The organism is Polymorphobacter fuscus, from assembly GCF_011927825.1.
GTDB classification, from domain to species: domain Bacteria; phylum Pseudomonadota; class Alphaproteobacteria; order Sphingomonadales; family Sphingomonadaceae; genus Sandarakinorhabdus; species Sandarakinorhabdus fusca.
Genome location: NZ_JAATJI010000001.1, coordinates 2,669,149 through 2,692,631 on the forward strand (window position 1 = coordinate 2,669,149; position 23,483 = coordinate 2,692,631).

At 68.4% G+C, this 23,483-nt stretch carries 22 protein-coding genes and 1 pseudogene; 12 read left to right on the top strand and 11 right to left on the bottom strand.

Going from position 1 to position 23,483, the window contains the following annotated elements; all coding sequences use genetic code 11:
* Positions 1-49: 49 nt before the first annotated feature.
* The 6 genes from GGQ62_RS12700 to GGQ62_RS12725 all read left to right on the top strand — a co-directional run bounded on the left by GGQ62_RS12700 (position 50) and on the right by GGQ62_RS12725 (position 4,856).
* On the top strand, positions 50-838 hold the full coding sequence (locus GGQ62_RS12700; protein ID WP_194163397.1) for an exodeoxyribonuclease III: 789 nt from the start codon (positions 50-52) through the stop codon (positions 836-838).
* Positions 835-1,905: a GTP cyclohydrolase II gene (gene ribA / locus GGQ62_RS12705; protein WP_243446685.1), complete on the top strand. Its 1,071-nt coding sequence runs from the start codon at positions 835-837 to the stop codon at positions 1,903-1,905. Before GGQ62_RS12700 ends, ribA begins: the two co-directional genes overlap by 4 nt.
* Entirely contained in the window at positions 1,902-2,408 is a 507-nt protein-coding gene (locus tag GGQ62_RS12710; RefSeq protein ID WP_152578665.1) for a L,D-transpeptidase family protein, read from the top strand. Before ribA ends, GGQ62_RS12710 begins: the two co-directional genes overlap by 4 nt.
* Entirely contained in the window at positions 2,405-2,827 is a 423-nt protein-coding gene (locus GGQ62_RS12715; RefSeq protein WP_152578666.1) for a hypothetical protein, read from the top strand. The genes GGQ62_RS12710 and GGQ62_RS12715 overlap by 4 nt, the downstream gene beginning before the upstream one ends.
* Positions 2,828-3,185: 358 nt before the next feature.
* Positions 3,186-3,950: a Crp/Fnr family transcriptional regulator gene (locus GGQ62_RS12720; RefSeq protein ID WP_152578667.1), complete on the top strand. Its 765-nt coding sequence runs from the start codon at positions 3,186-3,188 to the stop codon at positions 3,948-3,950.
* Positions 3,951-4,109: 159 nt separating this feature from the next.
* On the top strand, positions 4,110-4,856 hold the full coding sequence (locus GGQ62_RS12725; RefSeq protein WP_152578668.1) for a Crp/Fnr family transcriptional regulator: 747 nt from the start codon (positions 4,110-4,112) through the stop codon (positions 4,854-4,856).
* Positions 4,857-4,889: 33 nt separating this feature from the next.
* Here GGQ62_RS12725 and GGQ62_RS12730 read toward each other — a convergent pair whose 3' ends face one another.
* The 3 genes from GGQ62_RS12730 to rnr all read right to left on the bottom strand — a co-directional run bounded on the left by GGQ62_RS12730 (position 4,890) and on the right by rnr (position 7,787).
* The gene (locus tag GGQ62_RS12730) at positions 4,890-5,186 is read right to left on the bottom strand and encodes a HigA family addiction module antitoxin (RefSeq protein ID WP_152578669.1); all 297 of its coding nucleotides are present in this window, start codon (positions 5,184-5,186) and stop codon (positions 4,890-4,892) included.
* Positions 5,186-5,473: a type II toxin-antitoxin system RelE/ParE family toxin gene (locus GGQ62_RS12735; RefSeq protein ID WP_152578670.1), complete on the bottom strand. Its 288-nt coding sequence runs from the start codon at positions 5,471-5,473 to the stop codon at positions 5,186-5,188. Before GGQ62_RS12735 ends, GGQ62_RS12730 begins: the two co-directional genes overlap by 1 nt.
* A 91-nt stretch (positions 5,474-5,564) precedes the next feature.
* Positions 5,565-7,787: a ribonuclease R gene (gene rnr / locus GGQ62_RS12740; RefSeq protein ID WP_152578671.1), complete on the bottom strand. Its 2,223-nt coding sequence runs from the start codon at positions 7,785-7,787 to the stop codon at positions 5,565-5,567.
* Between the two features lie 199 nt (positions 7,788-7,986).
* Here rnr and dnaK point away from each other — a divergent pair, with 199 nt between their 5' ends.
* Together dnaK and dnaJ are read left to right on the top strand one after the other, a co-directional pair.
* A complete protein-coding gene (gene dnaK, locus GGQ62_RS12745) occupies positions 7,987-9,885 on the top strand; it encodes a molecular chaperone DnaK (RefSeq protein ID WP_152578672.1) in 1,899 nt (632 codons plus the stop codon).
* Positions 9,886-10,030: 145 nt separating this feature from the next.
* Positions 10,031-11,185: a molecular chaperone DnaJ gene (dnaJ, locus tag GGQ62_RS12750; RefSeq protein ID WP_152578673.1), complete on the top strand. Its 1,155-nt coding sequence runs from the start codon at positions 10,031-10,033 to the stop codon at positions 11,183-11,185.
* A gap of 19 nt (positions 11,186-11,204) precedes the next feature.
* Here the strand turns inward: dnaJ and GGQ62_RS12755 are convergent, their stop codons facing one another.
* A complete protein-coding gene (locus GGQ62_RS12755; protein WP_152578674.1) occupies positions 11,205-11,390 on the bottom strand; it encodes a DUF3008 family protein in 186 nt (61 codons plus the stop codon).
* Positions 11,391-11,508: 118 nt separating this feature from the next.
* Here GGQ62_RS12755 and pgl point away from each other — a divergent pair, with 118 nt between their 5' ends.
* Both pgl and GGQ62_RS12765 read left to right on the top strand, forming a co-directional pair.
* Complete coding sequence (gene pgl / locus GGQ62_RS12760; RefSeq protein ID WP_152578675.1) at positions 11,509-12,210, top strand: 6-phosphogluconolactonase; 702 nt, start codon at positions 11,509-11,511, stop codon at positions 12,208-12,210.
* Positions 12,211-12,287: 77 nt separating this feature from the next.
* A pseudogene (locus tag GGQ62_RS12765) lies at positions 12,288-12,976 on the top strand (SDR family NAD(P)-dependent oxidoreductase).
* Positions 12,977-12,988: 12 nt separating this feature from the next.
* On the opposite strand, the gene GGQ62_RS12770 reads toward GGQ62_RS12765, so the two are convergent.
* From GGQ62_RS12770 to GGQ62_RS12790, 5 genes are all read right to left on the bottom strand, one after another.
* Positions 12,989-14,857 carry an AMP-dependent synthetase/ligase gene (locus GGQ62_RS12770; protein WP_152578676.1) on the bottom strand — a complete coding sequence of 623 codons (1,869 nt, stop codon included), beginning with the start codon at positions 14,855-14,857 and terminating at the stop codon, positions 12,989-12,991.
* A gap of 11 nt (positions 14,858-14,868) precedes the next feature.
* The gene (ggt, locus tag GGQ62_RS12775; RefSeq protein WP_152578677.1) at positions 14,869-16,593 is read right to left on the bottom strand and encodes a gamma-glutamyltransferase; all 1,725 of its coding nucleotides are present in this window, start codon (positions 16,591-16,593) and stop codon (positions 14,869-14,871) included.
* Positions 16,594-16,645: 52 nt separating this feature from the next.
* Positions 16,646-17,671, bottom strand: coding sequence for a quinone-dependent dihydroorotate dehydrogenase (locus tag GGQ62_RS12780; RefSeq protein WP_152578678.1), 1,026 nt, complete (start codon positions 17,669-17,671; stop codon positions 16,646-16,648).
* A 73-nt stretch (positions 17,672-17,744) separates the two neighbouring features.
* A complete protein-coding gene (locus GGQ62_RS12785) occupies positions 17,745-18,743 on the bottom strand; it encodes a ligase-associated DNA damage response exonuclease (protein ID WP_152578679.1) in 999 nt (332 codons plus the stop codon).
* Between the two features lie 71 nt (positions 18,744-18,814).
* The gene (locus tag GGQ62_RS12790; protein ID WP_152578680.1) at positions 18,815-19,195 is read right to left on the bottom strand and encodes a GFA family protein; all 381 of its coding nucleotides are present in this window, start codon (positions 19,193-19,195) and stop codon (positions 18,815-18,817) included.
* A gap of 44 nt (positions 19,196-19,239) precedes the next feature.
* Here GGQ62_RS12790 and GGQ62_RS12795 point away from each other — a divergent pair, with 44 nt between their 5' ends.
* Complete coding sequence (locus tag GGQ62_RS12795; protein ID WP_152578681.1) at positions 19,240-21,660, top strand: ligase-associated DNA damage response DEXH box helicase; 2,421 nt, start codon at positions 19,240-19,242, stop codon at positions 21,658-21,660.
* Positions 21,657-22,085, top strand: a complete 429-nt coding sequence (locus GGQ62_RS12800) for a hypothetical protein (RefSeq protein ID WP_152578682.1) — start codon at positions 21,657-21,659, stop codon at positions 22,083-22,085. Before GGQ62_RS12795 ends, GGQ62_RS12800 begins: the two co-directional genes overlap by 4 nt.
* Here the strand turns inward: GGQ62_RS12800 and GGQ62_RS12805 are convergent.
* Both GGQ62_RS12805 and GGQ62_RS12810 read right to left on the bottom strand, forming a co-directional pair.
* On the bottom strand, positions 22,055-23,080 hold the full coding sequence (locus GGQ62_RS12805) for a sensor histidine kinase (protein ID WP_167649622.1): 1,026 nt from the start codon (positions 23,078-23,080) through the stop codon (positions 22,055-22,057). The genes GGQ62_RS12800 and GGQ62_RS12805 overlap by 31 nt on opposite strands.
* 16 nt (positions 23,081-23,096) lie before the next feature.
* Entirely contained in the window at positions 23,097-23,255 is a 159-nt protein-coding gene (locus GGQ62_RS12810; RefSeq protein ID WP_167649624.1) for a hypothetical protein, read from the bottom strand.
* Between the last annotated feature and the right edge of the window lie 228 nt (positions 23,256-23,483).

Consider the following 23,483-nt stretch of genomic DNA (forward strand, 5'->3'; position numbering starts at 1 on the left):
TGTCATCGCACAGGTGACGCCTGCCCGGGGTTGGGCTAGACGCTGCGCCATGACGCTGCGCATCGCCACCTGGAACATCAATTCGGTGCGGTTCCGCCTCGATATCGTCGAACGCTTCCTGCGCGACCATGCCCCCGACGTGCTGTGCCTGCAGGAAACCAAGGTCGTCGACGATGCCTTTCCCCACGCCATGTTCGAAGCGATGGGTTATCACCACCGCATCCTCAACGGCCAGCGCATGCACCATGGCGTCGCCACCGTCTCGCGGATTCCGCTGACCGAGGACCGGCGGTTCGACTGGCAGGACAATGGCGAGGCACGGCACATCGGCGCCCGGCTGGCCAATGGCGTGCTGATCGAGAATGTCTATATCCCCGCCGGCGGCGACGTTCCCGACCGCACGCTCAACCCCAAGTTCGGGCAGAAGCTCGATTTTTTGGGGCGGATGCTGCGCTGGTCGGAATCGCTGCGCGACGGCACCGTGATCGTCGGGGATTTCAACGTCGCGCCGCTGGAATGCGACGTCTGGAGCCACAAGGCGCTGATCGACGTCGTCAGCCATACGCCGGTCGAGGTTGCGGCGCTGGCGGCGTTGCAGGCCAGCCATGACTGGGTCGACCTCGGCCGCCATTTCATCGCCCCGCCCGAGCGGCTGTTCACCTGGTGGAGCTATCGCGCCACCGACTGGCGGCTGTCCGATCGCGGCCGCCGGCTCGACCATATCTGGGCATCGCCCGAGGTGGCGGCGGCGGCAACCGGCTTTGAAGTGATCGAGGACGCGCGCGACTGGGGCAAGCCGTCCGACCATGTCCCGCAGATCGCGACCTTCGCCCTGTGAGCGTCGCCGAAGCCGCCATCGACGCGCTGCGGCGTGGGCGCATCGTCGGGCTGGCGGGGCCGGATGGCGGCCTGGCGATCCTGTCCGCCGAACTTGCCGATGCGGCGTCGCTGGCGGCGCTGGAAGGCAGCGGCCGCGCCGGCCTCATCATCACCGCGCGGCGGGCGGCGGTGCTCGCCATCACCAACCAGCGCGCCGCGGCCGTCGCCGACCCGGAGCCGGTGTGGGTCGAGCGGCCGGCGTGGCTCGGGCTCGACGCCAGCCGTGCCGTCGCCGACCCGGTGCTCGACATGGCGACACCATTGAAGGGGCCGTTCACCAGCCGGGCGCTCGATGGCGACCGCGTGGCGGCGCTGGCGGCGATCACCCTCGCCAAGCAGGCGGCGCTGCTGCCGGCGGTCTATGCGGTGCCCATCGCCGCGGCGGCGCCGGTCGTCACCGTGGCTGTCGACGCCGTGCTGGCGCTGCCCGCCGCCGCCGCCGACGTGACCTTGTCGTCGCGCGCCCGGCTGCCGCTGGCGCAGGCACCCGATACCGAAGTCGTCGCCTTTCGCCCCGGCGATGGCGGCCCCGAGCATCTGGCGCTGGTCATCGGCGACCCCAACCCCGTCCAGCCGGTGCTGGTGCGGCTGCATTCGGCGTGCCTGACCGGCGATGTGCTCGGCAGCCTTAAATGCGATTGCGGCCCGCAGCTGCACGCCGCGCTGGCGGCGATCGCCGCCAACCCCGGCGGCGGCATCCTGCTCTACCTGCAACAGGAAGGCCGCGGCATCGGGCTGATCAACAAGCTGCGCGCCTATGCGTTGCAGGACCAGGGGTTCGATACCGTCGACGCCAACACACGGCTGGGGTTCGAGCCCGACGAGCGCGATTTCACGCTGGCGGCGGCGATGCTGCACCAGCTCGGCGTCGGCAGCGTGCAACTGATGACCAACAACCCGCTGAAGGTCGAAGGTCTGGCGGCGCATGGGCTGGCGGTGTCCCGCGTGCCGCACAGCATGGCGCCCAACCCGCACAATATCGGCTATCTCGGCACCAAGCGCGACCGCCAGGGGCATTTGCTGTGACATTGTTCGCCAGCCTGTCCGCCGGCACGGTCGAAGCCTTCAACGAGGCGGTGCCCGCCGTCTTCGGCCGCGCCGGCACCATTGCCGCCGACGCCAAGCGCGAAGGCGATGGCGCGTCGCCGATCGGCGCCTGGCCGGTCCGCGCGGCGCTGCTGCGCCCCGACCGGATGGCGGCGCCGGCGACGGCGCTGCCGTGGCGCTGGCTGCGCGCCGACGATGGCTGGTCCGACGATGCCGCCGACCCGGCGTACAACCGCCCGGTGCGCCATCCCCACCGCTTCGGTGCCGAGCGGCTGTGGCGCGATGACGGCGCCTATGACATCATCATCGTCCTCGGTCACAACGACCGCCCGCCGCTGGCGCCGCTGGGCAGCGCCATCTTTTTCCACTGCACCCGGCCCGATCGCCGGCCGACCCAAGGCTGTGTCGCTGTCGACCGGCCGGTGCTGGCGCGCTGGCTCGACCGGCTGCAGCCCGGCGACAGGCTGGTGATCGCGCCATGAAACGTTTCGTGCTGCTGCTCGCGCTCGCCGGCTGTGCACCCGACCCGGCGCAGGTGAAGGCCAAGGCGGCCGCCGACGCGGCGCAGGCCGCCGCGGACGCGCTGCCGGTGTATCGCGTCGCCGTGGCGAAGGACGGGCTGTTGCTGACCGATCCGCGCGGCGGTGCCGCCAGGCCGGCGCCGTTCGGGCTGCGCCAGTCGTTGCTGCTCGCCATCCTGGCACGGTCGTTCGGCACCGCGACGGAAGGGCATGACACCGGCTGCGACCGCGATTTCGCGCGCTGGCCGAATGGCCTGACGCTGTGGTTCGCTGGCGGCACCTTCGCCGGCTGGTCGCTGGCCGGGGCCGATGCGGCGATCGGCGTGGCGCCGGGGCTGGTGCGCGCGCCGGCGATGGCGGCGGGGCTGGCCTGCGAGTAAACCGCGCGGCGGGCGCTGCCGAAAGTCTCGAAAGTCACACCGATTGTGGCATGCGACGTTGCGCCCGAACGGGCGCCACGCCCTGCTGCCTGCGGGCATACGACTGCCGATCGTGGTGTCGGATGTTCGGGCATCCGTCCTTGTAACCGATCCGGTTCGTGTAGGACAGGATCAGGCAGTTGGCAGCCGGCCGTGTCGGTTGCGGTGCAATCGTTAAGAATCAGATAATATTCTGATATCTGTGGAATGTTCGCTGCCGGACAGAGGCTTTCGCCCGGCAATCGACCCGTTCATCTTGGAGTCATGGTTAACAAATTGTGACGGAGTCGTGTTGTGTCGAGCGTCGGTGAATGTGCCCATGGCTGAAATGATCGGCCCGCGGGGTCCCCGGCCAGCAACGGCGCCGTCGGCCGGTGGCAAGCCCGACGCCGCCGGGGTCGGCCTGCATTTCCGGCTGGTCAGCGCCGGGGAGCCGCTGGTGCGCGAAGGCGAGCCGATGCGGGAAGTGCATCTTCTCGCCGACGGCCGCGCCTATCGGTTCCGGGAAGGGCCCGAAGCGCAGCGCGAGACGCTGGCCGTGCTGGCGCCGACCGATGCCTGCACCATCGATGCCCTGCTGCTGGCGCGCGCGAACTACAGTGTCGAGATGCTGACTCCGGGGTCGGTCGTGTGCGTGACCCGCGAACAGGCGCTGGCACTGGTCGCCGATCACCCGGGGATCAGGTGCAGCTTTACCTGGCTGCGCTATGTCGAGGAAGCGATTCGCGCCCAATGGTCCGCCCATCTCGACTGGCAATCGGCGCCCGGGCGCACCGCCCATCTGCTTTGCGAACTGGCGTATCGGCTGGGCAAGCCGGACGGCGCCGGCGGAATCGGGTTCGATCCGCCGCTGACGGCCGATGGGCTGGCCGATGTGCTGGCGCTGACGCCGGTCACCATCGAACGGACACTGCAGGAACTGCGCGCCGAAGGACTGGTGGCGCTGGCCCGGCGCGAGGTCGTCATTCGCCATCTCGCGGCGCTGCAGCGCGTCGCGGACTGCGGCCATTTCTGCGTGCGTGCCAGCCCGGCAAACGTGCCGATTGCAGATGTATTCGATACGTGTCGAAGGCAGTATTCCTAAATACCGGACTAATATAGTCTTGTTTTATGCGAGACAATGCGTGAACTACCTATGTAAATAGAATTTATTTTTCCCATATATCGGCTATCGGTCGCCAGTGTTTCAGGGCGCGACTGACTGAAGGCAGCGCAGGTTTTCGCCCCGACCATCAGGCGAACAATGTCGAATCTCCGCAATTACAGTCACAATATTCTGCTCAGGCTGATGGCCGACGCGGATCTGGCGCTGCTCGCGCCGGGCTTCACGCGGGTTGTGCTGGAACCGCGGCAGGTCCTGGTCACCGCGAACATGCCGATCGACCAGGTCTATTTCCTCGAAAGCGGCGTCGCATCGGTGGTGTCGCGCCTGCCCGAACAGGGGATGACCGAGATCGGCATTTTCGGCCGCGAAGGCTTTTCGGGGTCGGCCGTCATGCTCGGTGCCAGGTCTTCGCCGCATTATACGCACATGCAGGTGGATGGGCAGACCGCGCTGCGCATCGACAGCGACCGGCTGCTCGCAGCGGCGGCGGCCAGCCCGTCGCTGCAGGCGCATCTGCTGCGCTATGTGCAGAGTTTCCTCGTCCAGACCGCGCATACGGCGGTGTCGAACGCCCATCACCGCATGGAGGCGCGGCTGGCACGCTGGCTGCTGATGTGTCACGACCGGCTGGACGGCGACGAGATCCAGATCACCCATGAATTCATGGCGATGATGATCGCGGCGCAGCGCAGCGGGGTGACGATCACGCTGCATTTCCTGGAAGGCGCAGGGATGATCCGGTCCCAGCGCGGCCGCGTCGTCATCGTCGACCGTGCCCGGCTGGAGGATATTTCCGGTGAAGCCTATGGCCAGCCGGAAGCGGAATACCGGCGCCTGATCGGACCGTTCGGGCGATCGGCGGGGGCCGGCGACAGCGACAGCTGAGGGCGGGCGTGCGTTGGCGCCCCGGCTGCCGCCCTACGCCGCAATGCGGTCCACCAGAATCGCAGCTTCCTTCGCGCGCGCCGCGGCAAGATCATGCGCTGCCTGCATCCGCAACAGCGTCTCGGCGCGAAGACCGAAAGCCTTTTCAAAGCGGATCGCCATTTCAGCCGACACACCGGCGTTGCCGTTGAGAAGATTGCTCATCGCCTGGCGGGTAACGTGAAGCTTCTGGGCAGCGACGGTGACATTGAGGCCATGGGGCTCGATGAATTCGGTGCGCAACCAGGGACCGGGATGGATGGCGAAGCTGGCGTGCAGGGTAATCGGCATCAGTGATAATCCTCCAGATCGAGGTCTTCGATGGCGAGGCCCTGCGTCACCCGAAAGGTCATCCGCCAGTTCTTGGTCACCGTCAGCGACCAGGTGCCGCTGCGATCACCGGTCAGCAGATGCGCGCCGAAATTGGGTGGCACCAGCAATTCGTCTGCCGCCTCGATGGCAACCAGATAGGCCAGCATGTTGCGCAGGCGGCCGATCAGATTGCCGGGAAGGCCCTTGGTGGTTCCGGTCTCGGCAAAGTTGCGAAGCGCCTTGTGCCGGATGGATTCGATTTCCATGGCACCGACTACCGCGGTACCTGTCGTGTGTCAAGTGACGGGCGACAGACAAGTCCCCGCGTTCGGGCACGTTCTGAGGCGGCGAGGGGCTCTACCGCCCCCCGCGCCGGATGCCCTTCGGCACGCGTGACTGGCCCGGTCGGCGGCCGGTCCGCACGCGGTCGCGGCGTTCGCCGGGTTGCTGGCCTTCGCCGAGCGGCAGTTCGAAGCGCAGCGCGCCGGTGATCGGGTTGGCTTCGGCGAGCCGCAGGTCGAGGCGCATGCCGGACTGGTAGCGGGTGCCGGTTTCGATGCCCTCCAGGGTGCGGCGATCCTCGTCGAAGACGAAGCGTTCGTCGCCGAGGGTGGAGACGGGGACGAGGCCGTCGCCACCAAGCCCGATGACCTGGGCAAAAAAGCCGAACTTGGCGACGCCGGTGATGCGCGTCGGCAGGACTTCACCCAGCCGGGTCGACAGGAAGGCGGCGACATAGCGGTCGGTGGTGTCGCGTTCGGCCTCCATGGCGCGGCGCTCGGTCATGCTGACATGGTCGGCGGTGCGGCCCATCGCGGCACCATCGGCATCGGACAGTCCGCCGTCGCCGAGCTGGTACGCCGCCACCAGCGCGCGGTGGACGACAAGGTCGGCATAGCGGCGGATCGGCGAGGTGAAATGCGCGTAGCTGCCCAGCGACAGGCCGAAATGGCCCTTGTTGTCGGGGCTGTAATAGGCCTGGGTCTGGCTGCGCAGCACCGCCTCCATCAGCTGTTCGGCCTCGGGCTTGCCCTTGGCGCGCGCCAGGATGCGGTTGAAAGTGGCGGGCTTGATGACCTGGCCGAGCGCCAGCTTTTCATCGAAGGTGTCGAGATAGTCCTTGAGCGCCACCAGCTTTTCGCGGCTCGGCGGCTCATGGTCGCGGTACATGCACGGCGACTTCTTCGCTTCCAGCGCCTTGGCGGCGGCGACGTTGGCGGCGATCATGTAATCCTCGATCAGGCGATGCGCGTCGAGGCTCTGGCGCAGCGCGATCGACACGATCCGGCCGGCGTCGTCGAGGATGACGCGGCGTTCGGGAAGGTCGAGCGCCAGCGGTTCACGGGCGTCGCGGGCCTTGGACAGCGCGCCCCAGGCGGCCCAGAGGTCGCGCAGGACGGGGAGGAAGTCGCCGCTGGCGCTGTCGATACTCGCTTGCGCATCTTCATAGGCGATGTTGGTGACGCAGCGGATGACGGCACGGGTGAAGCGCTGCGCCAGCACCTTGCCGTCGGCGGCGATCTGCAAATGGCAGGCGAGGACGCCGCGGTCCTCCCCTTCGACCAGCGAGCAGATGTCGGCGGACAGGGTTTCGGGCAGCATCGGGACGACGCGATCGGGGAAATAGACGCTGTTGCCGCGCTGCCGGGCGGCGCGGTCGAGCGGCGTGCCGGGGCGGACGTAGAAGCTGACATCGGCGATCGCGACGATGGCCTTGAACTGGCCCGGGTTGTCGGCATCGGGCGCCGCCCAGACGGCGTCATCGTGGTCGCGCGCATCGGCGGGATCGATGGTTAGGAACGGCAGCGCGCGCAGGTCCTCGCGGTCTCCGCTACCAACGTTCAGGGGCCGGCGGGCGACCTGGGCGGCTTCCTCCAGCGAGGCCTCGTCGAACCGGTGGGGGATGCCCTTGGCGTGGATGGCGATGAGCGAGAAGGAGCGCGGCGCGAAGGGATCGCCAAGGATTTCGACAACGCGGGCGGACTGGCGCGGCGGCCGGCCGGCGGGTTCGGCGAGGACGAGGTCGCCGACCTTCGCGTCGCCGGGGTCGCTGACCGCCAGGTCGGCGCGGGCGCGCTTGTCGACGGGGACCATGCGATAGCCGGCGGCGTCGCGGCGCAGGATGCCGAGGACGAACTCCTCGGTCTTGGCGAGCGCCTTCATCGGAAAGGCGGTATAGCCTGTGCCGGTTTCCTCGATCCGCGCAAGCACGCGGTCGCCGACGCCGAGCGCGGCGCGGCGTTTCCCCTCGATCAGGCGGATGCGCGGCGGCGGGGCGGCGTGGTCCCAGCGGTCGGGAACGGCGACGGGGCCGTCCTCGGCGGCTTCGACGATGCGCAACACGGCGACCTTGGGCAGGCCGCCGGCCTTTTGCAGGGTGCGGCCGGGGCCGACTTCGAGCGCGCCGTCGTCCAGCATGTCCTTCAGCAGCGCCTTGAGCGCGATCTTGTCCTGGGCGTGCAGGCCGAAGGCCTTGGCGATCTCGCGCTTGCCGACGGCGGTCGGCTGGCTGCGGATGAAGGCCAAGATGGCGTCGCGGCTGGGCAGGCCGGGGGCGGGCGAGGGAGGGCGGCGGGGCATGGCGGGACCATGGGCGGCGCGCGCGGGGGATGCAACCGGGGCTTGCCTATGACCCGCGGTTGCTTAAATGCGGCGCCGGACTTGAACGCAACGATGCTGCGCTTATCTCAGCCCGGTCACACGAACCGGAGACGATGGGCGGCGCTGCCTCGGGGTGCTGTCGCACGGGCTCCACGAACAAAAGGGCGAAAGCAAGATCATGGCAAAAGTCATCGGTATCGATCTCGGCACCACCAACAGCTGCGTTGCCGTCATGGAAGGGTCGACCCCCAAGGTTGTCGAGAATGCCGAAGGCGCGCGCACGACGCCGTCGCAGGTGGCATTCACCAAGGATGGCGAGCGACTGGTCGGCCAGCCGGCCAAGCGCCAGGCGGTGACCAACCCCGAAAACACCGTGTTCGCGGTGAAGCGCCTGATCGGCCGTTCGTTCAGCGACCCGCTGACCCAGAAGGACGCGGCGCTGGTGCCGTACAAGATCGTCAAGGGCCCCAATGGCGACGCCTGGGTCCAGGCCGGCAATGAAGATTATTCGCCGTCGCAGATTTCCGCCTTCATCCTGCAGAAGATGAAGGAAACCGCCGAGGCCTATCTGGGCGAAACCGTCACCCAGGCCGTCATCACCGTGCCGGCCTATTTCAACGACGCCCAGCGCCAGGCGACCAAGGACGCCGGCAAGATCGCCGGGCTGGAAGTGCTGCGCATCATCAACGAGCCGACCGCGGCCGCGCTCGCCTATGGCCTCGACAAGAAGACCGAAGCCAAGACCGTTGCCGTCTATGACCTTGGCGGCGGCACTTTCGACGTGTCGGTGCTCGAACTGGGCGATGGCGTGTTCGAAGTGAAGTCGACGAGCGGCGACACCTTCCTCGGCGGTGAAGATTTCGACGCCAAGCTGGTCGAATTTCTGTCGGCCGACTTCAAGAAGTCCGAAGGCATCGACCTGACCAAGGACAAGCTCGCCCTGCAGCGCCTCAAGGAAGGCGCCGAAAAGGCCAAGATCGAGCTGTCGTCGTCGGCATCGACCGAAGTCAACCTGCCGTTCATCACGGCGGACGCGACCGGGCCGAAGCATCTGGTCAAGACGATCACCCGCACCGACCTCGAAAAGCTGGTCCTCGACCTCATCGAGCGCACCCGCAAGCCGTGCCTCGACGCGATCAAGGAAGCCGGCGTCAAGGCCAGCGAGATCGACGAAGTCATTCTCGTCGGCGGCATGACGCGCATGCCGCGCGTCCGCCAGTTCGTGAAGGAACTGTTCGGCAAGGAGCCCAATACCAGCGTCAACCCCGATGAAGTCGTCGCCATGGGCGCCGCGATCCAGGCCGGCGTCCTCCAGGGCGACGTCAAGGACGTGCTGCTGCTCGACGTGACGCCGCTGTCGCTGGGCATCGAGACGCTGGGCGGCGTGTTCACCCGGATGATCGACCGCAACACGACGATCCCGACCAAGAAGTCGCAGACCTATTCGACCGCCGACGACAACCAGTCGGCCGTGACGATCCGCGTCTTCCAGGGCGAGCGCGAGATGGCGGCGGACAACAAGCTGCTCGGCCAGTTCGACCTGGTCGGCATTCCGCCGGCGCCGCGCGGCATGCCGCAGATCGAAGTGACCTTCGACATCGACGCCAACGGCCTTGTCGCGGTCAACGCCAAGGACAAGGGCACCGGCAAGGAACAGCAGATCCGCATCCAGCCGTCGGGTGGCCTGTCCAAGGACGACATCGAGCAGATGGTCAAGGATGCCGAGAAGTTCGCCGAGGAAGACAAGAAGCGCCGGGCCGTCGCCGAAGCGCGCAACCAGGCCGATTCGCTGATTCATTCGACCGAGCGCCAGCTGTCCGAACATGGCGACAAGGTCGGTGCCGATGTGAAGGCGGAGATCGAGACCGCGGTTGCCGACCTGAAGGCGATCCTCGACGGCGGCGACCCCGAGGCACTGACCGCCAAGACGACGGCGCTGCAGACCGCCGCCATGAAGCTGGGCGAGGCGATCTACACGGCCGAGGCGGCCAAGGCGGCATCGCCCGAGGGCGATGCGCCGAAGGACGACAATGTCGTCGACGCCGAATTCTCGGATGTCGAGGACGACAAGAAGTAAGCGGTCGGGAATGGGTGCGTCCCTCGACTTCGCTCGGGATGAGCGGATGAGGGGGATGCACCGCATTCCTTTTGGGACATGGTGACCCAGAACCGCTCATCCGGAGCGAAGTCGAGGGACGCACGGCTGCGGGGCGAGCCACTTGATGAGCACTGAAATCGACTATTACGAGCTGCTGGAATGCGAGCGCGGTGCCGATGATTCGGTGCTGAAATCCTCCTATCGTCGGCTCGCCATGAAGTGGCACCCGGACAAGAACCCCGGTGACCAGGCCGCCGAACAGAAGTTCAAGGCGATCAGCGAGGCCTATGATTGCCTCAAGGACCCGCAGAAGCGCGCCGCCTATGATCGCTATGGCCATGCGGCCTTCACCCAGGGCGGCGGCGGTGGCGGCGGGGCGCAGGACTTCGGCGGCTTTTCCGACATTTTCGAAAACATCTTCGGCGAGTTCATGGGCGGCGCGCGCCAGCCGCGCGGCCGCGGCGGTGCGCAACGTGGCCAGGACCTGCGCTACGACCTCGAAATGACGCTGGAGGAGGCGTTCGGCGGCAAGGCGGCGACGCTGACCATCGAGGTCGCTGCCGCCTGCGAGCCCTGCGCTGGCAGCGGCGCCAAGCCCGGCACGTCGGCACGCACCTGCACCACCTGCAACGGCCAGGGCCGCGTCGCCATGCGCCAGGGGCTGTTCGCGGTCGAACGCGCCTGCCCCGCCTGCCATGGCGCCGGCCAGATCATCGCCGATCCGTGCGAGACCTGCCATGGTGCCGGCCGCGTCGAAAAGCAGAAGACCTTGAACGTCAACGTGCCGCGCGGCGTCGATGACGGGACGCGGATCCGGGTGGCGGGCGAAGGCGAGGCGGGGTCGCGCGGTGGCCCGGCCGGTGACCTGTATCTGTTCGTGCATCTGAAGGCGCACAGCCTGTTCAAGCGCGACGGCACGACGCTGTTCGCGGTGGCGCCGATCTCGATCACCACAGCGGCGCTCGGCGGCGAGATCGAAGTCCCCGGGCTCGACCGCGATGTGGCGGTGGTCAAGATTCCGCACGGCACCCAGACCGGCAAGCAGTTCCGGGTGCGCGGCCGCGGCATGCCGGCGCTCAACGGCGGCGTTTCGGGCGGCGGCTATGGCGACCTTGTCGTCCAGGTCGAGGTCGAAACGCCGGTCAAGCTGACCAAGCGCCAGCGCGAGCTGCTCGAGGAATTCCAGGCGCTCGAAGCCGGCGAGGGCGGCCGCAACAATCCGCGCCAGACGGGGTTCTTCGACAAGCTGAAGGACGCCTGGAACGATTTGACGGATTAGGGCAGGGCCGCCGGCCCTGCTATTTCTTCACATGCTCCGGCTTGCCCTTGCGGCTCGTCGACGCCATCGCGTCGAGCTCGGCCTCGGTCATCGATTCGGCCATCGCCTTCGACGCGCCTTTCAGCTTCGATTTCGGCGTGTCGCCGCGCTTGGCCGACAGGGCGGCGCCGGCGGCTTTTTGCTGGGCGGCGGATTTGGCGGGCATGGCAGGTCTCCACGATTGGTCGCCCGGGGAACGCTTGCCGCCGCGCGCTGTTCCGCGATGGGGTGACCCGCCGCGGCTTCTGTGCCAAAGCCCGCCTTCAATTTTGCCGGAGCCTGCAATGATCGAAGCCGAATGGTGGGATTATGACGATGCCACCGAACTTGCCGAAGCCGTTGCCGGCGATGTCGGGTTCATCATCGAACAGGCGCTGGAAGCGCGCGGCCGCGCCATTGTCGCCTTTCCGGGCGGCGAGACGCCCAAGCCGGCGCTGGAACTGCTGGCGGCGCGCAAGATCGAATGGGCCGATGTGACGATCGTGCCGACCGATGACCGGCTGGTGCCGCCGACCGATCCGCGGTCGAACGTCGGCATGCTGGCCAAGATGTTCCTGCCCAGGCGCGCCCGCGTGGTGCCGCTGTGCGCCGGCGAAACCGATCCGCAGGTGGCGGGCCATGCCGCCGACGAACGGCTGGCGGCGCTGGAATGGCCGCTCGACCTCGCCTGGCTGGGGGTCGGCGCCGATGGGCATGTCGCATCGATCTTCCCCGGCCCCGATTATGACGGGGCGATCAACGGCCCCCGGATCCGCCGCGCCATGGGTGTGCGGCCCGATCCGATGCCGGCGAACATGCCGGTCAACCGGGTGACGCTGACCAAATCGGCGCTCGCGTCGGCGCGGGTGGTGACGCTGGTGCTGACCGGCACGGACAAGCGCAAGCTGGTTGAAAAGGCAATCAAGGATGGCGCCGCCAGCCAGTTGCCGATCGGCCGGCTGCTCGCCGACCTTGAAATGGACATCGACATCCACTGGTGCGCGTGACGGCACGGCTGGCGGGCCGGCGCTATCTCGTCACCGGGGCGGCGCGCGGCCTGGGGCTGGCGATCGCGACGCGCTTTGTGGCCGAAGGCGCGCGGGTGATGCTCGCCGATCTGCTGCCGGAAGGCGCCGAAGAAGCGGCAGCGGTCGGCGATGCAGCGGCGTTCGTCACCTGTGACGTGACGCAGCGCGACGCGATCGCAGCGGCCATCGACGCCGTGGTGGCGCGCTGGGGCGGGCTTGACGGGCTGGTCAACAATGCCGGCATCGCGCCGCGCGGCGATATCCTGACCGAAACCCCGGACCAGTTCGACCGGGTGATCGCCACCAACCTGACCGCGGCGTTCCACGCCATCCAGCTGGCCGCCCCGCACCTGATCGCCGCCGGCGGCGGGTCGTCATCAACATGTCGAGCGTCAACGCCGTGCTGACCATCCCGTCGCTGCTGGCGTATAACGTCGCCAAGGGCGGGCTCAACCAGCTGACCAGGAACACCGCCGTTGCGCTGGCGCCGCACAATATCCGCGTCGTCGGCATCGGCCCCGGCACGATCCTGACCGACCTGGCACGCGAAGCGGTGCTGGCGGACGATGCGGCGCGGCGGATGATCCTGTCGCGCACGCCGATGGGGCGGGCCGGCGAGCCGGAGGAAATCGCCGCGATCGCCGCCTTCCTCGCCAGCGACGACGCCAGCTACATCACCGGCGAGACGATCTACGCCGATGGCGGCCGGATGGGGCTGAACTACACGGTGCCGGTGGCGGACTGACGGCGGCGCGGCTCAGCCGGCGTAGAGCTTGTCGAGCCGCGCACCATAGACCTGCTTCAGCACATGGCGGCGGATTTTCAGCGACGGCGTCATCTGCTGGTTGTCGGTGGTGAAGGCTTCGTCGGCGATGATGATGCGGCGGACCTTTTCGACGACCGACAGCCGGGCGTTGACGCGGTCGACGGCGGCCATGACGGCGCGGTGGAATTCGGGCTCCTTTGCCAGCTTCTTCAGGTCGGGGGCCACGCCCTTGTCGCGTGCCCAGCACAGCGCCCATTCGGTTTCGGGAACGACGACGCCGACCAGATAGGGCCGCTTGTCGCCATAGACCATCGCCTGGGCGATCTCGTCCTGCAGGGTCAGCATGCCTTCGACGCGCTGAGGTGCAACATTATCCCCTTTATCGTTGATGAGAATGTCCTTCTTGCGGTCGGTGATGACGAGGTGGCCGTCCTTGTCGCAATGGCCGATGTCGCCCGTCAGCAGCCAGCCGTCCTGCAGCACCTTGTGGCTTTCGGCGTCGTTCATCCAGTAACCGTCCATCACCAGTTCGCCGCGGACCAGGATCTCGCCATCGGGCGCGATGCGGACCTCGACGCCGGTCAGCGGCGGGCCGACGGTGTGCATCTTCAGCTTGGCACGGGGGCGGTTGCAGCTGATCACCGGCCCCGCTTCGGTCTGGCCATAGCCTTGCAGGATCATGATGCCGATGGCCGAAAAGAACACGCCGACTTCGGGGTTGAGCGGCGCGCCGCCGGCGACGAGGCCCTTGAGCCGGCCGCCGAACTTGGCGCGGATCGACTTGCGGATGGTGCGTTCCAGCGCCGCGTCGAGCAGCCGGTCGGCGATGTTGAGCGGTTCGCCGCGGGCTTCCTTGCGCGCGAGTCGCAGCGCCTGGTTGAGCAGGGTGACGGCGACGCCGCCCTGTTTTTCGATCTGCTTGGCGATGCGGGTGCGCAGCACTTCGAACAGCCGCGGCACCACGACCATGAAGGTCGGCTGCGTTTCCTCGATATTGGCGGCGAGCTTTTCCAGCCCTTCGGCGTAATAGATCTGCCCGCCCATCCCCAGCGGCATGTACTGGCCGGCGGTGTGTTCATAGGCATGGCTGAGCGGCAGGAAGCTGAGGAACAATTCGCCCTGGACGTCGCCGGGTTCGAAATCCTGTTCGATGATGGTGATGGCGCCGGCGATGTTGCGCATGATCGCGCCATGGTGCTGGCGCACGCCGCGCGGCGCGCCGCCGGTGCCGCTGGTGTAGATCAGGCAGGCGAGGTCGTGGCGCTGCATCTGCGTGCGGGCGCGCATCGCGGCGATATCCTCCGCCAGATGGCCGGCACGGGCGGCGACGATCGCCTGCCACTGGTGGATGTGGAGTTCATCGACGATGTCGCTGCTCTGCCCGTCCTTGAGCGGATCGATGCCGATGACGATGCGGCAATTGTCGCTGGCGGCGACCGCCGGCAGCAGGGTGGCGGCCAGCTTGGGGCCGGACACGATGACGGCGCGGGCGCCCGAATTGCCGAGGATGTGGCTGTGGTCGGCTTGGGTGTTGGTGGTGTAGGCCGGCACGGTGATGCCGCCGGCCGCCATGATGGCGAGGTCGGCGAGGCACCATTCGGGGCGGTTTTCGCTGACCAGCGCGATCCGGTCGCCGCGCTTTATGCCGAGGCCGATCAGCGCTGCCGACAGGCTGGCGACGATGTCGCGGCACTGGGCCCAGCTGAGCGTCTGCCAGACGCCGGCGAGCTTTCGGGACAGGAACGGCGCTTCGCCGCGTTCGTCCGCCATGTCGAGGAACAGCGTGACGAGGTTGGGCGCGGCATCGACTCGCGCGGCAAGGCGCGCCGGGCGCAGCGGGGGAAATTTGGGGGGGGCCATGGGGCTGTTCCTCAAAAACCTGCGGCAAAGCCTTCGCTGCGCGGATCGACGCCGCCGCGCCAGCCGCCGGGGACACGTTCCAGCCCATTGGCCTTCAACGGCAGCGGAAAGCTGACGACATTATGGCCAAGCGCCTTCAACGCCGGGATCATCGGCACCAGCTTTTCGCCCTGCGGCCCGGCTTCGACGACGACGACATCCTGGTTGACGTAGATCAGCGGCAGTCCGATCGCGTCGCCGACCGGCAGCTTCCAGTCGATGACGCCGATGATGGCCTTGGCGACCTGCGCCGGGATGGTCATGCCGCCGGCGGCGCCGATGGCGAGCAGCGGCCGCCCCTGCGGATCATAGACGATCGACGGCGACATCGACGAGCGCGGGCGCTTGCCGCCCTGGACGCGGTTGGCGACCGGCGCGCCATCGGCCATGGGTTCGAAGCTGAAATCGGTCAGCTCGTTGTTGAGCACCATGCCGCCCGCGACGAGCGAACTGCCAAAGCCGCCTTCCACCGTCGAGGTCAGCGAGGCGACATTGCCGGCCGGGTCGACGGCAGCGAAATGCGTCGTGGACGGGACTTCGCCGCCGGGGGCCGGGGTGCGCGGCGCGGCCCCCCTGGGCGTGCCGGCGGTCACCTTGGGCATGGTGGCGGTGGCGCTGATCAGCCCGCCGCGGGCCTTGAGATAATCATCGGCGACGAGGCCGGCGACGGGGACCGGGACGAAATCGCTGTCCCCGCCATAAGCAGAGCGGTCGGCAAAGGCGAGGCGCTGGCTTTCGGCCAGCAAATGCCACGACACCGGACTGTCGGGGCCGAGCCGGGCGAGGTCGAAGCCTTCGAGCTGCTTGAGGATCGCCAGCACGGCGATACCGCCGGCCGACGGCGGCCCCATGGTGCAGATCTTGTGGCGGCGATAGGTGGCGCACACCGGCGGCCGCGCCTTGGCCTGATAGGCGCCCATGTCGGCCAGCGTCATCGCCGACGGGTTGTTGGGGGCGGTGGTGACGCGGGTGACGATCGCCTTGGCGGTGTCGCCGGTGTAAAAGGCCTGGGGGCCGCCCTTGGCGATGGCCTCCAGCGTTTTGGCCAGCGGCGCGTTGACGATGCGGGTGCCGACGGGCTTGGGCGTGCCATCGGCGTTGAGGAACAGCGCGGCCGCCTCCGGGGTGAGTTTCAGGGTCTTGGCGCTGGCGGCGACGGCGCGGGCCATGCGCGGCGTCATCTCGTAACCGTCGCGCGCCAGCGTGATCGCCGGCTGGAACAGCGCTTCCCAGGGCAGCTTGCCGAGCTTGCCATGGGCGAGCGCCAGCATGGCGATATTGCCGGGCACACCGACGCTCGTGCCGCCCGGAACCGCCTGGCTGTAGCTGAGCTTCTTGCCGTCGGGACCGATGAACAGCGTCGGCGTCGCCGCGGCGGGCGCCTTTTCGCGGCCGTCGAAGGTCAGCGCCGCGCCGCCGCGCGCCGGCTGGTAAACCAGCAGACCGCCGCCACCGATGCCCGAGGATTGCGGTTCGACCACCGACAGCGCCAGCAAGGTCGCGGCGATGGCATCCATTGCGGTGCCGCCCTGCTTGAGCATGGCAATGCCGGCGGCGGTGCCGCGCGCATCGGCCGACGACACGCCGGTGATGAAGGCGCCGGGCGGCGCCGGTTCGGGGGCGATGGCAGCGGCCGGTGCAGCACAGGCTGCCAGGACAAGAAACGGCAGCGCCCGGCGGGAAAGGATCATTCGCATGTCGCGGACCATAGCGGGGTCGTTCGCCGCGGCAAGAGGCAGCACCGCGGCGTCAGGCCCCGACGGCGTCGCCGACGCTGGCAAAGCCGTCGCGGCGCAACAGGCCCGCCAGATCGGCCTTGATGCGCTGCACGAGGCCGGGGCCTTCATAGACCAGCGCCGAATAGAGCTGCACGGCGCTCGCGCCGGCGCGGATGCGGGCATAGGCATCGGCGCCCGAAGCGATGCCGCCGGCGGCGATCAGCGGCAGCGCGCCGCCGGTGGCGCGGGCAAAGCCCTGCAGCGCCGCCAGGGCGAGCGGGGCCAGCGGCGCGCCCGACAGGCCGCCCGCCTCCCCCGCGTCGCGGCTGCGCAGCGGCGGGCGGCTGATGGTGGTATTGGAAACGATGAGGCCATCGACGCCGCCATCGAGGGCGATCCGCGCGATGGTGTCGAAATCGGCAGGCTCCAGGTCGGGCGCGACCTTGACGAACAGCGGCACCGGCAGCGAACCACGCGCCGCGACGACGCGCGCGACCAGATCGGTCAGCGCGGCGCCGTCCTGCAGGGCGCGCAGGCCCGGGGTGTTGGGCGACGAGATGTTGACGGTGACATAGCTGGCCAGCGCCCCCGCGGCGCGAACCCCCGCAACATAGTCGGCGGTGCGATCGTTCGAATCCTTGTTGGCGCCAAGGTTTATGCCGACGATGCCGGGGCGACCGCGCCGTGCCGTCAACCGGGTGACGGCATGGTCGAGGCCCAGGTTGTTGAAGCCCATGCGGTTGATGACGGCGGCATCGTCGACCAGCCGGAACAGTCGTGGCCTGGGGTTGCCGTCCTGCGGGCGCGGCGTCACCGACCCGCATTCGACAAAGCCGAACCCCAGCCGCAGCATGGCGTCGGGCACCAGCACATCCTTGTCGAACCCGGCCGCCAGCCCGACGGGGTTGGGCAGGGCCAGGCCGGCGACGCGCGTGGCGAGGATGGGATCGTCGGCCGGCGCGCGCGGGACCAGCCCGGAGCGCAGTGCCGCCAGCGTCAGGCCATGGGCGCGTTCGGGATCGAGGGCGAAGACCAGCGGGCGGAGGGCGTGGAACATGGCAGCGTCATGGCGTGCCGGGGGGCAGGCGTCAAAGGTGGCAGCGGCGCGATGCGGGAATTGCCGGCAAGCGTTATTCCTCCTCGTCCTCGCGCCCGACCAGGTCGAGCGCGCGGGCGCGGCGCTGGTGCAGGCCGCACCAATGGACCAGTGCCTCCTCGCGGCCATGCGTTACCCAGACTTCGCCCGGGTCGAGTTCGGTGATGGTGTCGGTCAGTTCGTCCCAATCGGCGTGGTCGGAGATGATCAGCGGCAGTTCGACGCCGCGCTGGACGGCGCGCTGGCGGACGCGCATCCAGCCCGAGGCGAGCGCAGACACCGGGTCGGGCAGGCGCCGCGACCAGCGGTCGGCGAGCGCCGAGGGCGGGGCGATGACGATGGCGCCCTTCATGTCGGCGGCCCTGGCCTCGGTGGCGGGGCGCAGGTCGCCGAGGTCGACGCCGAAATGGCGGTAAAGGTCGCAGAGTTTCTGCATGGCGCCATGGATGAAGATGGGGGCGTCATGGCCGGCGGCGCGCAGTTCGGCGATGACCCGCTGGGCCTTGCCGAGCGCATAGGCGCCGATGAGCACGGCGCGCTCCGGGTCGGCGGCGCGGGCGGCGAGCACCTTGGCGATTTCACCGCCGGTCGGCGGGTGGCGGAACACCGGCAGGCCGAAGGTGGCTTCGGTCACGAAGACGTCGCAGGGCACCGGCTCGAACGGCACGCAGGTCGGGTCGGCGCGGCGCTTGTGGTCGCCCGAAACGACGATACGCTGGCCCTTGTGCTCGAGGACGATCTGCGCCGACCCCAGCACATGGCCGGCGGGCACGAAGCGCACCGACACATCGCCGAGCTGCACCGTTTCGCCATAGGCCAGCCCCTGGCCACCGGCCTGGTCGCCATAGCGGACGCCCATGATCGCCAGCGTTTCGGCGGTGGCCAGCACCTTGCCATGGCCGGACCGCGCGTGGTCGGCATGGCCATGGGTGACCAGCGCCTTGTCCTTGGGCTGCGACGGGTCGATCCACACATCGGCCGGGACGATATGGATGCCTTCGGGATGGGGGACGAGCCAGTCGGGGGATGCCATGCCCCGAATATGGGATGCGCCGCCCCGATCCGCCAGCGCGGCGTGTCGGCACGTCGGCGCGCCGGCGGCCGTCAGGCCATATGCTGCGGCAGCCCGTCGCCGATGTCGTAATAATCGCCCTTGTCGGCGACGAAGATGTGCATGTGGAGCTGTGTGCCGGTCGGCCCGTCGAACGCGCCCATCGCGATGGCGATGCTGTCGCGCGCCGGCGGGTCCCAGAACAGCACGCTGCCGCAGGTGGCGCAAAAGCCGCGGTGGACCTTTTCGGACGACTGGTACCAGGTGACATTGTCGGCGCCTTCGACGGTCAGCGCCGCGCGCGGGACATCGGTCGACGCCCAATAATGCCCCGTCTGCTTGCGGCACTGGCTGCAATGGCAGGCATCGGGCGGCGCCAGTTCGCCGGCGACGGTGAAGCGGACGGCGCCGCAGAGACACGAACCTGTCGGCATGGGGTCACCTTTCGCTGCCGCTGACCGCCCCTTATATCAACGGCGTGTCGCTTCCCCCACCCATTGCCGCCTGGTTCGCGCAGCGCGGCTGGCACCCGCGGCGGCACCAGCTCGAAATGGTGGCGGCGGCGCGCGACGGCAGCCACGCACTGCTGGTGGCGCCCACCGGCGCCGGCAAGACACTCGCCGGCTTCCTGGCGACGCTCGCCGACCTTGCCGAAAACCCCCGCGACGGGCTCCACACCATCTATGTGTCGCCGCTGAAGGCGCTCGCTGTTGATGTGCAGCGCAATCTGCTGACGCCGGTGACCGAGATCGGCCTCGATATCCGCATCGAGACGCGCACCGGCGACACGCCGTCCGACCGCAAGCGCCGGCAGCGCGAACGGCCGCCGCACATCCTGCTGACAACGCCCGAATCGCTGGCGCTGCTGATTTCCTATCCCGATGCCGCCGCCATGCTGGCCGGGGTAAAGACCGTCATCGTCGATGAGATCCACGCCTTTGCGACGACCAAGCGCGGCGACCAGCTGAGCCTGGCCCTGTCCCGCCTGCAGGCGCTGGCGCCCGACATGCGCCGCGTCGGGCTGAGCGCCACCATCGCCGACCCCGAGGCCTATCAGGGCTGGCTGGCGCCCGATGCCGACAGCGCCGCGGTGCGGCTGGTGACGGGCGACCCGGGCGCCGAGCCGGTGGTGGAAATCCTCGTCATCGAGGATCGCATTCCCTGGGCCGGCCACAATGGCCGCTGGGCGGCGCGCGCCGTCATGCGCCGGCTGGAGGCGTCGCGGCTGGCGATCGTTTTCGTCAACACCCGCGCCGTCGCCGAACTGGTGTTCCGCGACCTGTGGGCGGAAAACGACCAGGCGCTGCCGATCGGCATCCACCATGGATCCTTGTCGGCCGAAGCGCGCCGCAAGACCGAAAATGCCATGGCCAGCGGCCGGCTGCGCGCCATCGTCGCCACCGCCAGCCTCGACCTCGGCATCGACTGGGGCGATGTCGACCTTGTCGTCCAGATGGGGGCGCCCAAGGGGTCGTCGCGGCTGCTGCAACGGACCGGCCGCGCCAACCACCGCATGGACGAAGCCAGCCGCGCCATCGTCGTGCCGGGCAATCGCTTCGAATATCTGGAGGCGCTGGCGGCGCAGGATGCGGTGCGCGAGGGCGAGCTCGACGAGGATCGCTTCCGCCCCGGCGGGCTCGATGTGCTCGCCCAGCATATCGTCGCCTGTGCGGCGGCAGCGCCGTTCCAGGCCGATGCACTGTTTGCGGAAATCCGCGGCGCGGCGCCCTATGCCGGGCTGGCGCGGGCGCGCTTCGACGAGGTCATCGCCTTTGTCGCCACCGGCGGTTATTCGCTCAGCGCCTATGACCGTTACCAGCGGTTGAAACAGGGCAAGGACGGCAGCTGGCGGCTGACGCACCCCCGGCTGGCGGCGCAGCACCGGCTCAACGCCGGCACCATCGTCGAGGCGGTGACGATGAACGTCGTCTTCGGCAAGAACGGCCGCAGCGGGCGCCGCTTCGGCCAGGTCGAGGAATGGTTCGGCGGGCAGTTGCGCATCGGCGACAGCTTCATGTTCGCCGGCCAGACGCTGGAAGTGACCGGCTTCGAAGGCCCCGACATCTTCGTCCGCCATGGCCGGGGCGACCCGCGCGTGCCGACCTATGTGGGCGGCCGCATGCCGCTGAGCACCAACCTCGCGGCGCGGGTGCGCGGGCTGTTCAATGCGCCCGAACGCTGGGCCGAAATGCCCCCCGATGTGCGCGAATGGCTGGAAATCCAGCAGCGGCGGTCGCTGTTGCCGGGGCTCGACGACCTGCTGGTCGAAACCTTCGAACGCGATGGCCGCTGGTTCATGGTCGCCTATGGCTTTGCCGGCCGCAACGCTCACCAGACGCTCGGCATGCTGCTGACCCAGCGCATGGAGGCAGCGGGGTTGCAGCCTCTGGGCTTTGTCGGCAGCGATTATGTCGTCGCGGTCTGGTCCTTGCAGCAGGTCACCGACCCGCGGCCGCTGTTTTCCCCCGATGTGTTCGAAGAGGAACTGGCCGAATGGATGGCGGCGTCGCCGTTCCTGCGCCGGGCGTTTCGCGAAGTCGCGATCATCGGCGGGCTGATCGAACGGACGCTGCCGGGGCAGCACAAGACCGGCAAGGCGATGAGCGTGTCGTCGGACCTCATCTACGACGTGCTGCGCCGCCACGAACCCGGCCACCTGCTGCTCACCGCCGCCTGGCACGACGCCCGGTCGAAGCTGACCGACATCGACCGGCTGGCGGCGCTGCTCGAAACCGCGCAGCGCAATCTGGTGCTGGTGGCGCTCGACCGGGTGTCGCCGCTGGCGGTGCCGGTGCTTCTCGAAGTCGGTCGCGAACGGGTGGCGGGCACCGCCGACACGGCGTTGCTGCTCGAAGCCTCGGCGCTGGCGGCGGAAGCAATGCAGATCGACGGCGCATGACGCCCGGCGGAACCGGTTCCGCGGTGGGTCGTTATGTCGCCACCATGAGGGCATCCGGGGCACAGGTCATGACGCACAGCGACGAAACCAGCGATTTCGACTTGGTCCGGCAGGACCCGGCCGCCTGGTATACCGACCCGCAGGCGATCCTCGACGACCGCAATCTCAGCCGATCGGAGCAGCAGGCGCTGCTCGCGGAATGGGCGCAGGACCTGGGTGACCGGATCGCCGCCGCCGACGAGGGCATGGTGCCGGAAGGTGCCGGATCGACCGACGCGGATGTGCGCATGCGCGACCACGTTACGGCGGCGCAGGCGGCGCTGGAGTCGCTGCCGGCGAATGACTCGATTCTCGACATGGCCGCGCGCATCTGGCGGCGCATCACCGGCGGCGATCAGGCCGATCCGGCAAAGGTCACCGAATAGCAGCCGATATCGGCATCGTGCACCAGCGCACTGCGCAGCTGCCGCGCCATGCCGTGGATGATGCGCGCCGTCGGGGTCATGCTGGCCGCGGCGATATGATCGACGCCCTTGAAGCCGGCGGATTCGACCGCGATCTTCGATTTCACCGGGTCGTCGCCGTTGCGCGGCAGCAAGGTCGCCGACACGCAGATTTCGAGCGGGCCGGGTTCGGCATAGGAGGCGGCGAGACTGGCAAGCTCGGTGATCAGGAAAGCCACCGGCACGGCGGCATCGGGATGCAGGATGATCGGCGCCGTTTCGCAGACCATCGTCACCTTGGGATGCGCCGGCGACACGAGGCTGGTTTCAAGCCCGGCGCACAATTCCCCGGCGAGGGAGGTCAGATCGACGCCATGGCTGGTGGCGTCGTCGTACATCCAGCGATGGACGTGCATCAGCGCCGCCAGCCGGGCCTGGATGACGGCATAGGTCTGGGCGCTTTCGCTGCTGTCGGCGCCGCGGGCCTGCAGCGACAACAGGCTGGAAACGATCTGCAGGTTGTTCTTGACCCGGTGATGGACCTCGCGCGTCAGCCGCTGCTGTTCGACAAGCGCGCTGCGCAGGTTGCGGCTGTGCTGGTCGATCTCGTCGGCCATCGAATCGAAGCTGGCGGCGAGGCTGGCAAGTTCGGCACTGCCGAAATCGCGGGCGCCGAAGCGCAGCCGCGTCCGCGCCGGGTCGGAACTGCGGCCGTAAAGCGCCATGCCGCGTTCGATGGCGAGCAGCGGCTGGACGACGAGGCGGCTGACGGCGTACCAGCCGACAACCAGCGCAGTGATCCAGATCAGCACCGGCAGGACGATTCCGAACAGCCCCAGTGGCGAAACGGCGCCCTGGACCGCGATGACGGCATTGTAGCTGCGCAGCGACAGCAAGACGGCGAGCAGCCCCATCGGCAACAGCGCCAAAATCAGCGCGCCGCCCAAAGTCTTCGAAAGCTGGCGATTGGTCGTCAACGACGTGTGGATCCGGCTATTCGAGCGCGCGTAGCAGATCGGCAAGCCGCGGCGGCAGCGGTTCGGCGAGCGTGGCGGCATAGGCGCGGGCAAGCGTCGCCGCGATCGGATCGGCGCCATCGACCGGCGGCTGGCGCTGCGGCGCCGGAGGCGGGGTGGGGATCTTCTCAGCCATCTGTTTCAGCCAGAATGTGTCGGTGCCACGGGATCTTGCATGGCTATATGCGACACTGACCGGGCTTTTGACATGCTGCATCGCTCTTCCCGATCAAAAATAGTCACTTCAACTGCCAGATCACTATATCCAATGACCGTGGGAACCATTGGCTGTACACATCGTTGGCCAAGTCAGAACGGCGACAGCCGGTAAAATTTCTGCCAGGCGCCAATTCAACGCCCCGAA

Excerpts from the sequence above, each read along its gene's own strand:
- GGQ62_RS12780 (WP_152578678.1), bottom strand. The coding sequence starts at position 17,671 with ATGTTCCACGCCCTCCGCCCGCTGGTCTTCGCCCTCGATCCCGAACGC.
- GGQ62_RS12790 (WP_152578680.1), bottom strand. The coding sequence starts at position 19,195 with ATGCCGACAGGTTCGTGTCTCTGCGGCGCCGTCCGCTTCACCGTCGCC.
- ggt (WP_152578677.1), bottom strand. The coding sequence starts at position 16,593 with ATGCGAATGATCCTTTCCCGCCGGGCGCTGCCGTTTCTTGTCCTGGCA.
- GGQ62_RS12755 (WP_152578674.1), bottom strand. The coding sequence starts at position 11,390 with ATGCCCGCCAAATCCGCCGCCCAGCAAAAAGCCGCCGGCGCCGCCCTG.
- GGQ62_RS12730 (WP_152578669.1), bottom strand. The coding sequence starts at position 5,186 with ATGCCGATTACCCTGCACGCCAGCTTCGCCATCCATCCCGGTCCCTGG.
- pgl (WP_152578675.1), top strand. The coding sequence starts at position 11,509 with ATGATCGAAGCCGAATGGTGGGATTATGACGATGCCACCGAACTTGCC.
- GGQ62_RS12735 (WP_152578670.1), bottom strand. The coding sequence starts at position 5,473 with ATGGAAATCGAATCCATCCGGCACAAGGCGCTTCGCAACTTTGCCGAG.
- GGQ62_RS12770 (WP_152578676.1), bottom strand. The coding sequence starts at position 14,857 with ATGGCCCCCCCCAAATTTCCCCCGCTGCGCCCGGCGCGCCTTGCCGCG.
- GGQ62_RS12720 (WP_152578667.1), top strand. The coding sequence starts at position 3,186 with ATGGCTGAAATGATCGGCCCGCGGGGTCCCCGGCCAGCAACGGCGCCG.
- GGQ62_RS12725 (WP_152578668.1), top strand. The coding sequence starts at position 4,110 with ATGTCGAATCTCCGCAATTACAGTCACAATATTCTGCTCAGGCTGATG.
- GGQ62_RS12785 (WP_152578679.1), bottom strand. The coding sequence starts at position 18,743 with ATGGCATCCCCCGACTGGCTCGTCCCCCATCCCGAAGGCATCCATATC.
- dnaJ (WP_152578673.1), top strand. The coding sequence starts at position 10,031 with ATGAGCACTGAAATCGACTATTACGAGCTGCTGGAATGCGAGCGCGGT.
- GGQ62_RS12700 (WP_194163397.1), top strand. The coding sequence starts at position 50 with ATGACGCTGCGCATCGCCACCTGGAACATCAATTCGGTGCGGTTCCGC.
- rnr (WP_152578671.1), bottom strand. The coding sequence starts at position 7,787 with ATGCCCCGCCGCCCTCCCTCGCCCGCCCCCGGCCTGCCCAGCCGCGAC.
- GGQ62_RS12800 (WP_152578682.1), top strand. The coding sequence starts at position 21,657 with ATGACGCCCGGCGGAACCGGTTCCGCGGTGGGTCGTTATGTCGCCACC.
- GGQ62_RS12715 (WP_152578666.1), top strand. The coding sequence starts at position 2,405 with ATGAAACGTTTCGTGCTGCTGCTCGCGCTCGCCGGCTGTGCACCCGAC.
- dnaK (WP_152578672.1), top strand. The coding sequence starts at position 7,987 with ATGGCAAAAGTCATCGGTATCGATCTCGGCACCACCAACAGCTGCGTT.
- GGQ62_RS12810 (WP_167649624.1), bottom strand. The coding sequence starts at position 23,255 with ATGGCTGAGAAGATCCCCACCCCGCCTCCGGCGCCGCAGCGCCAGCCG.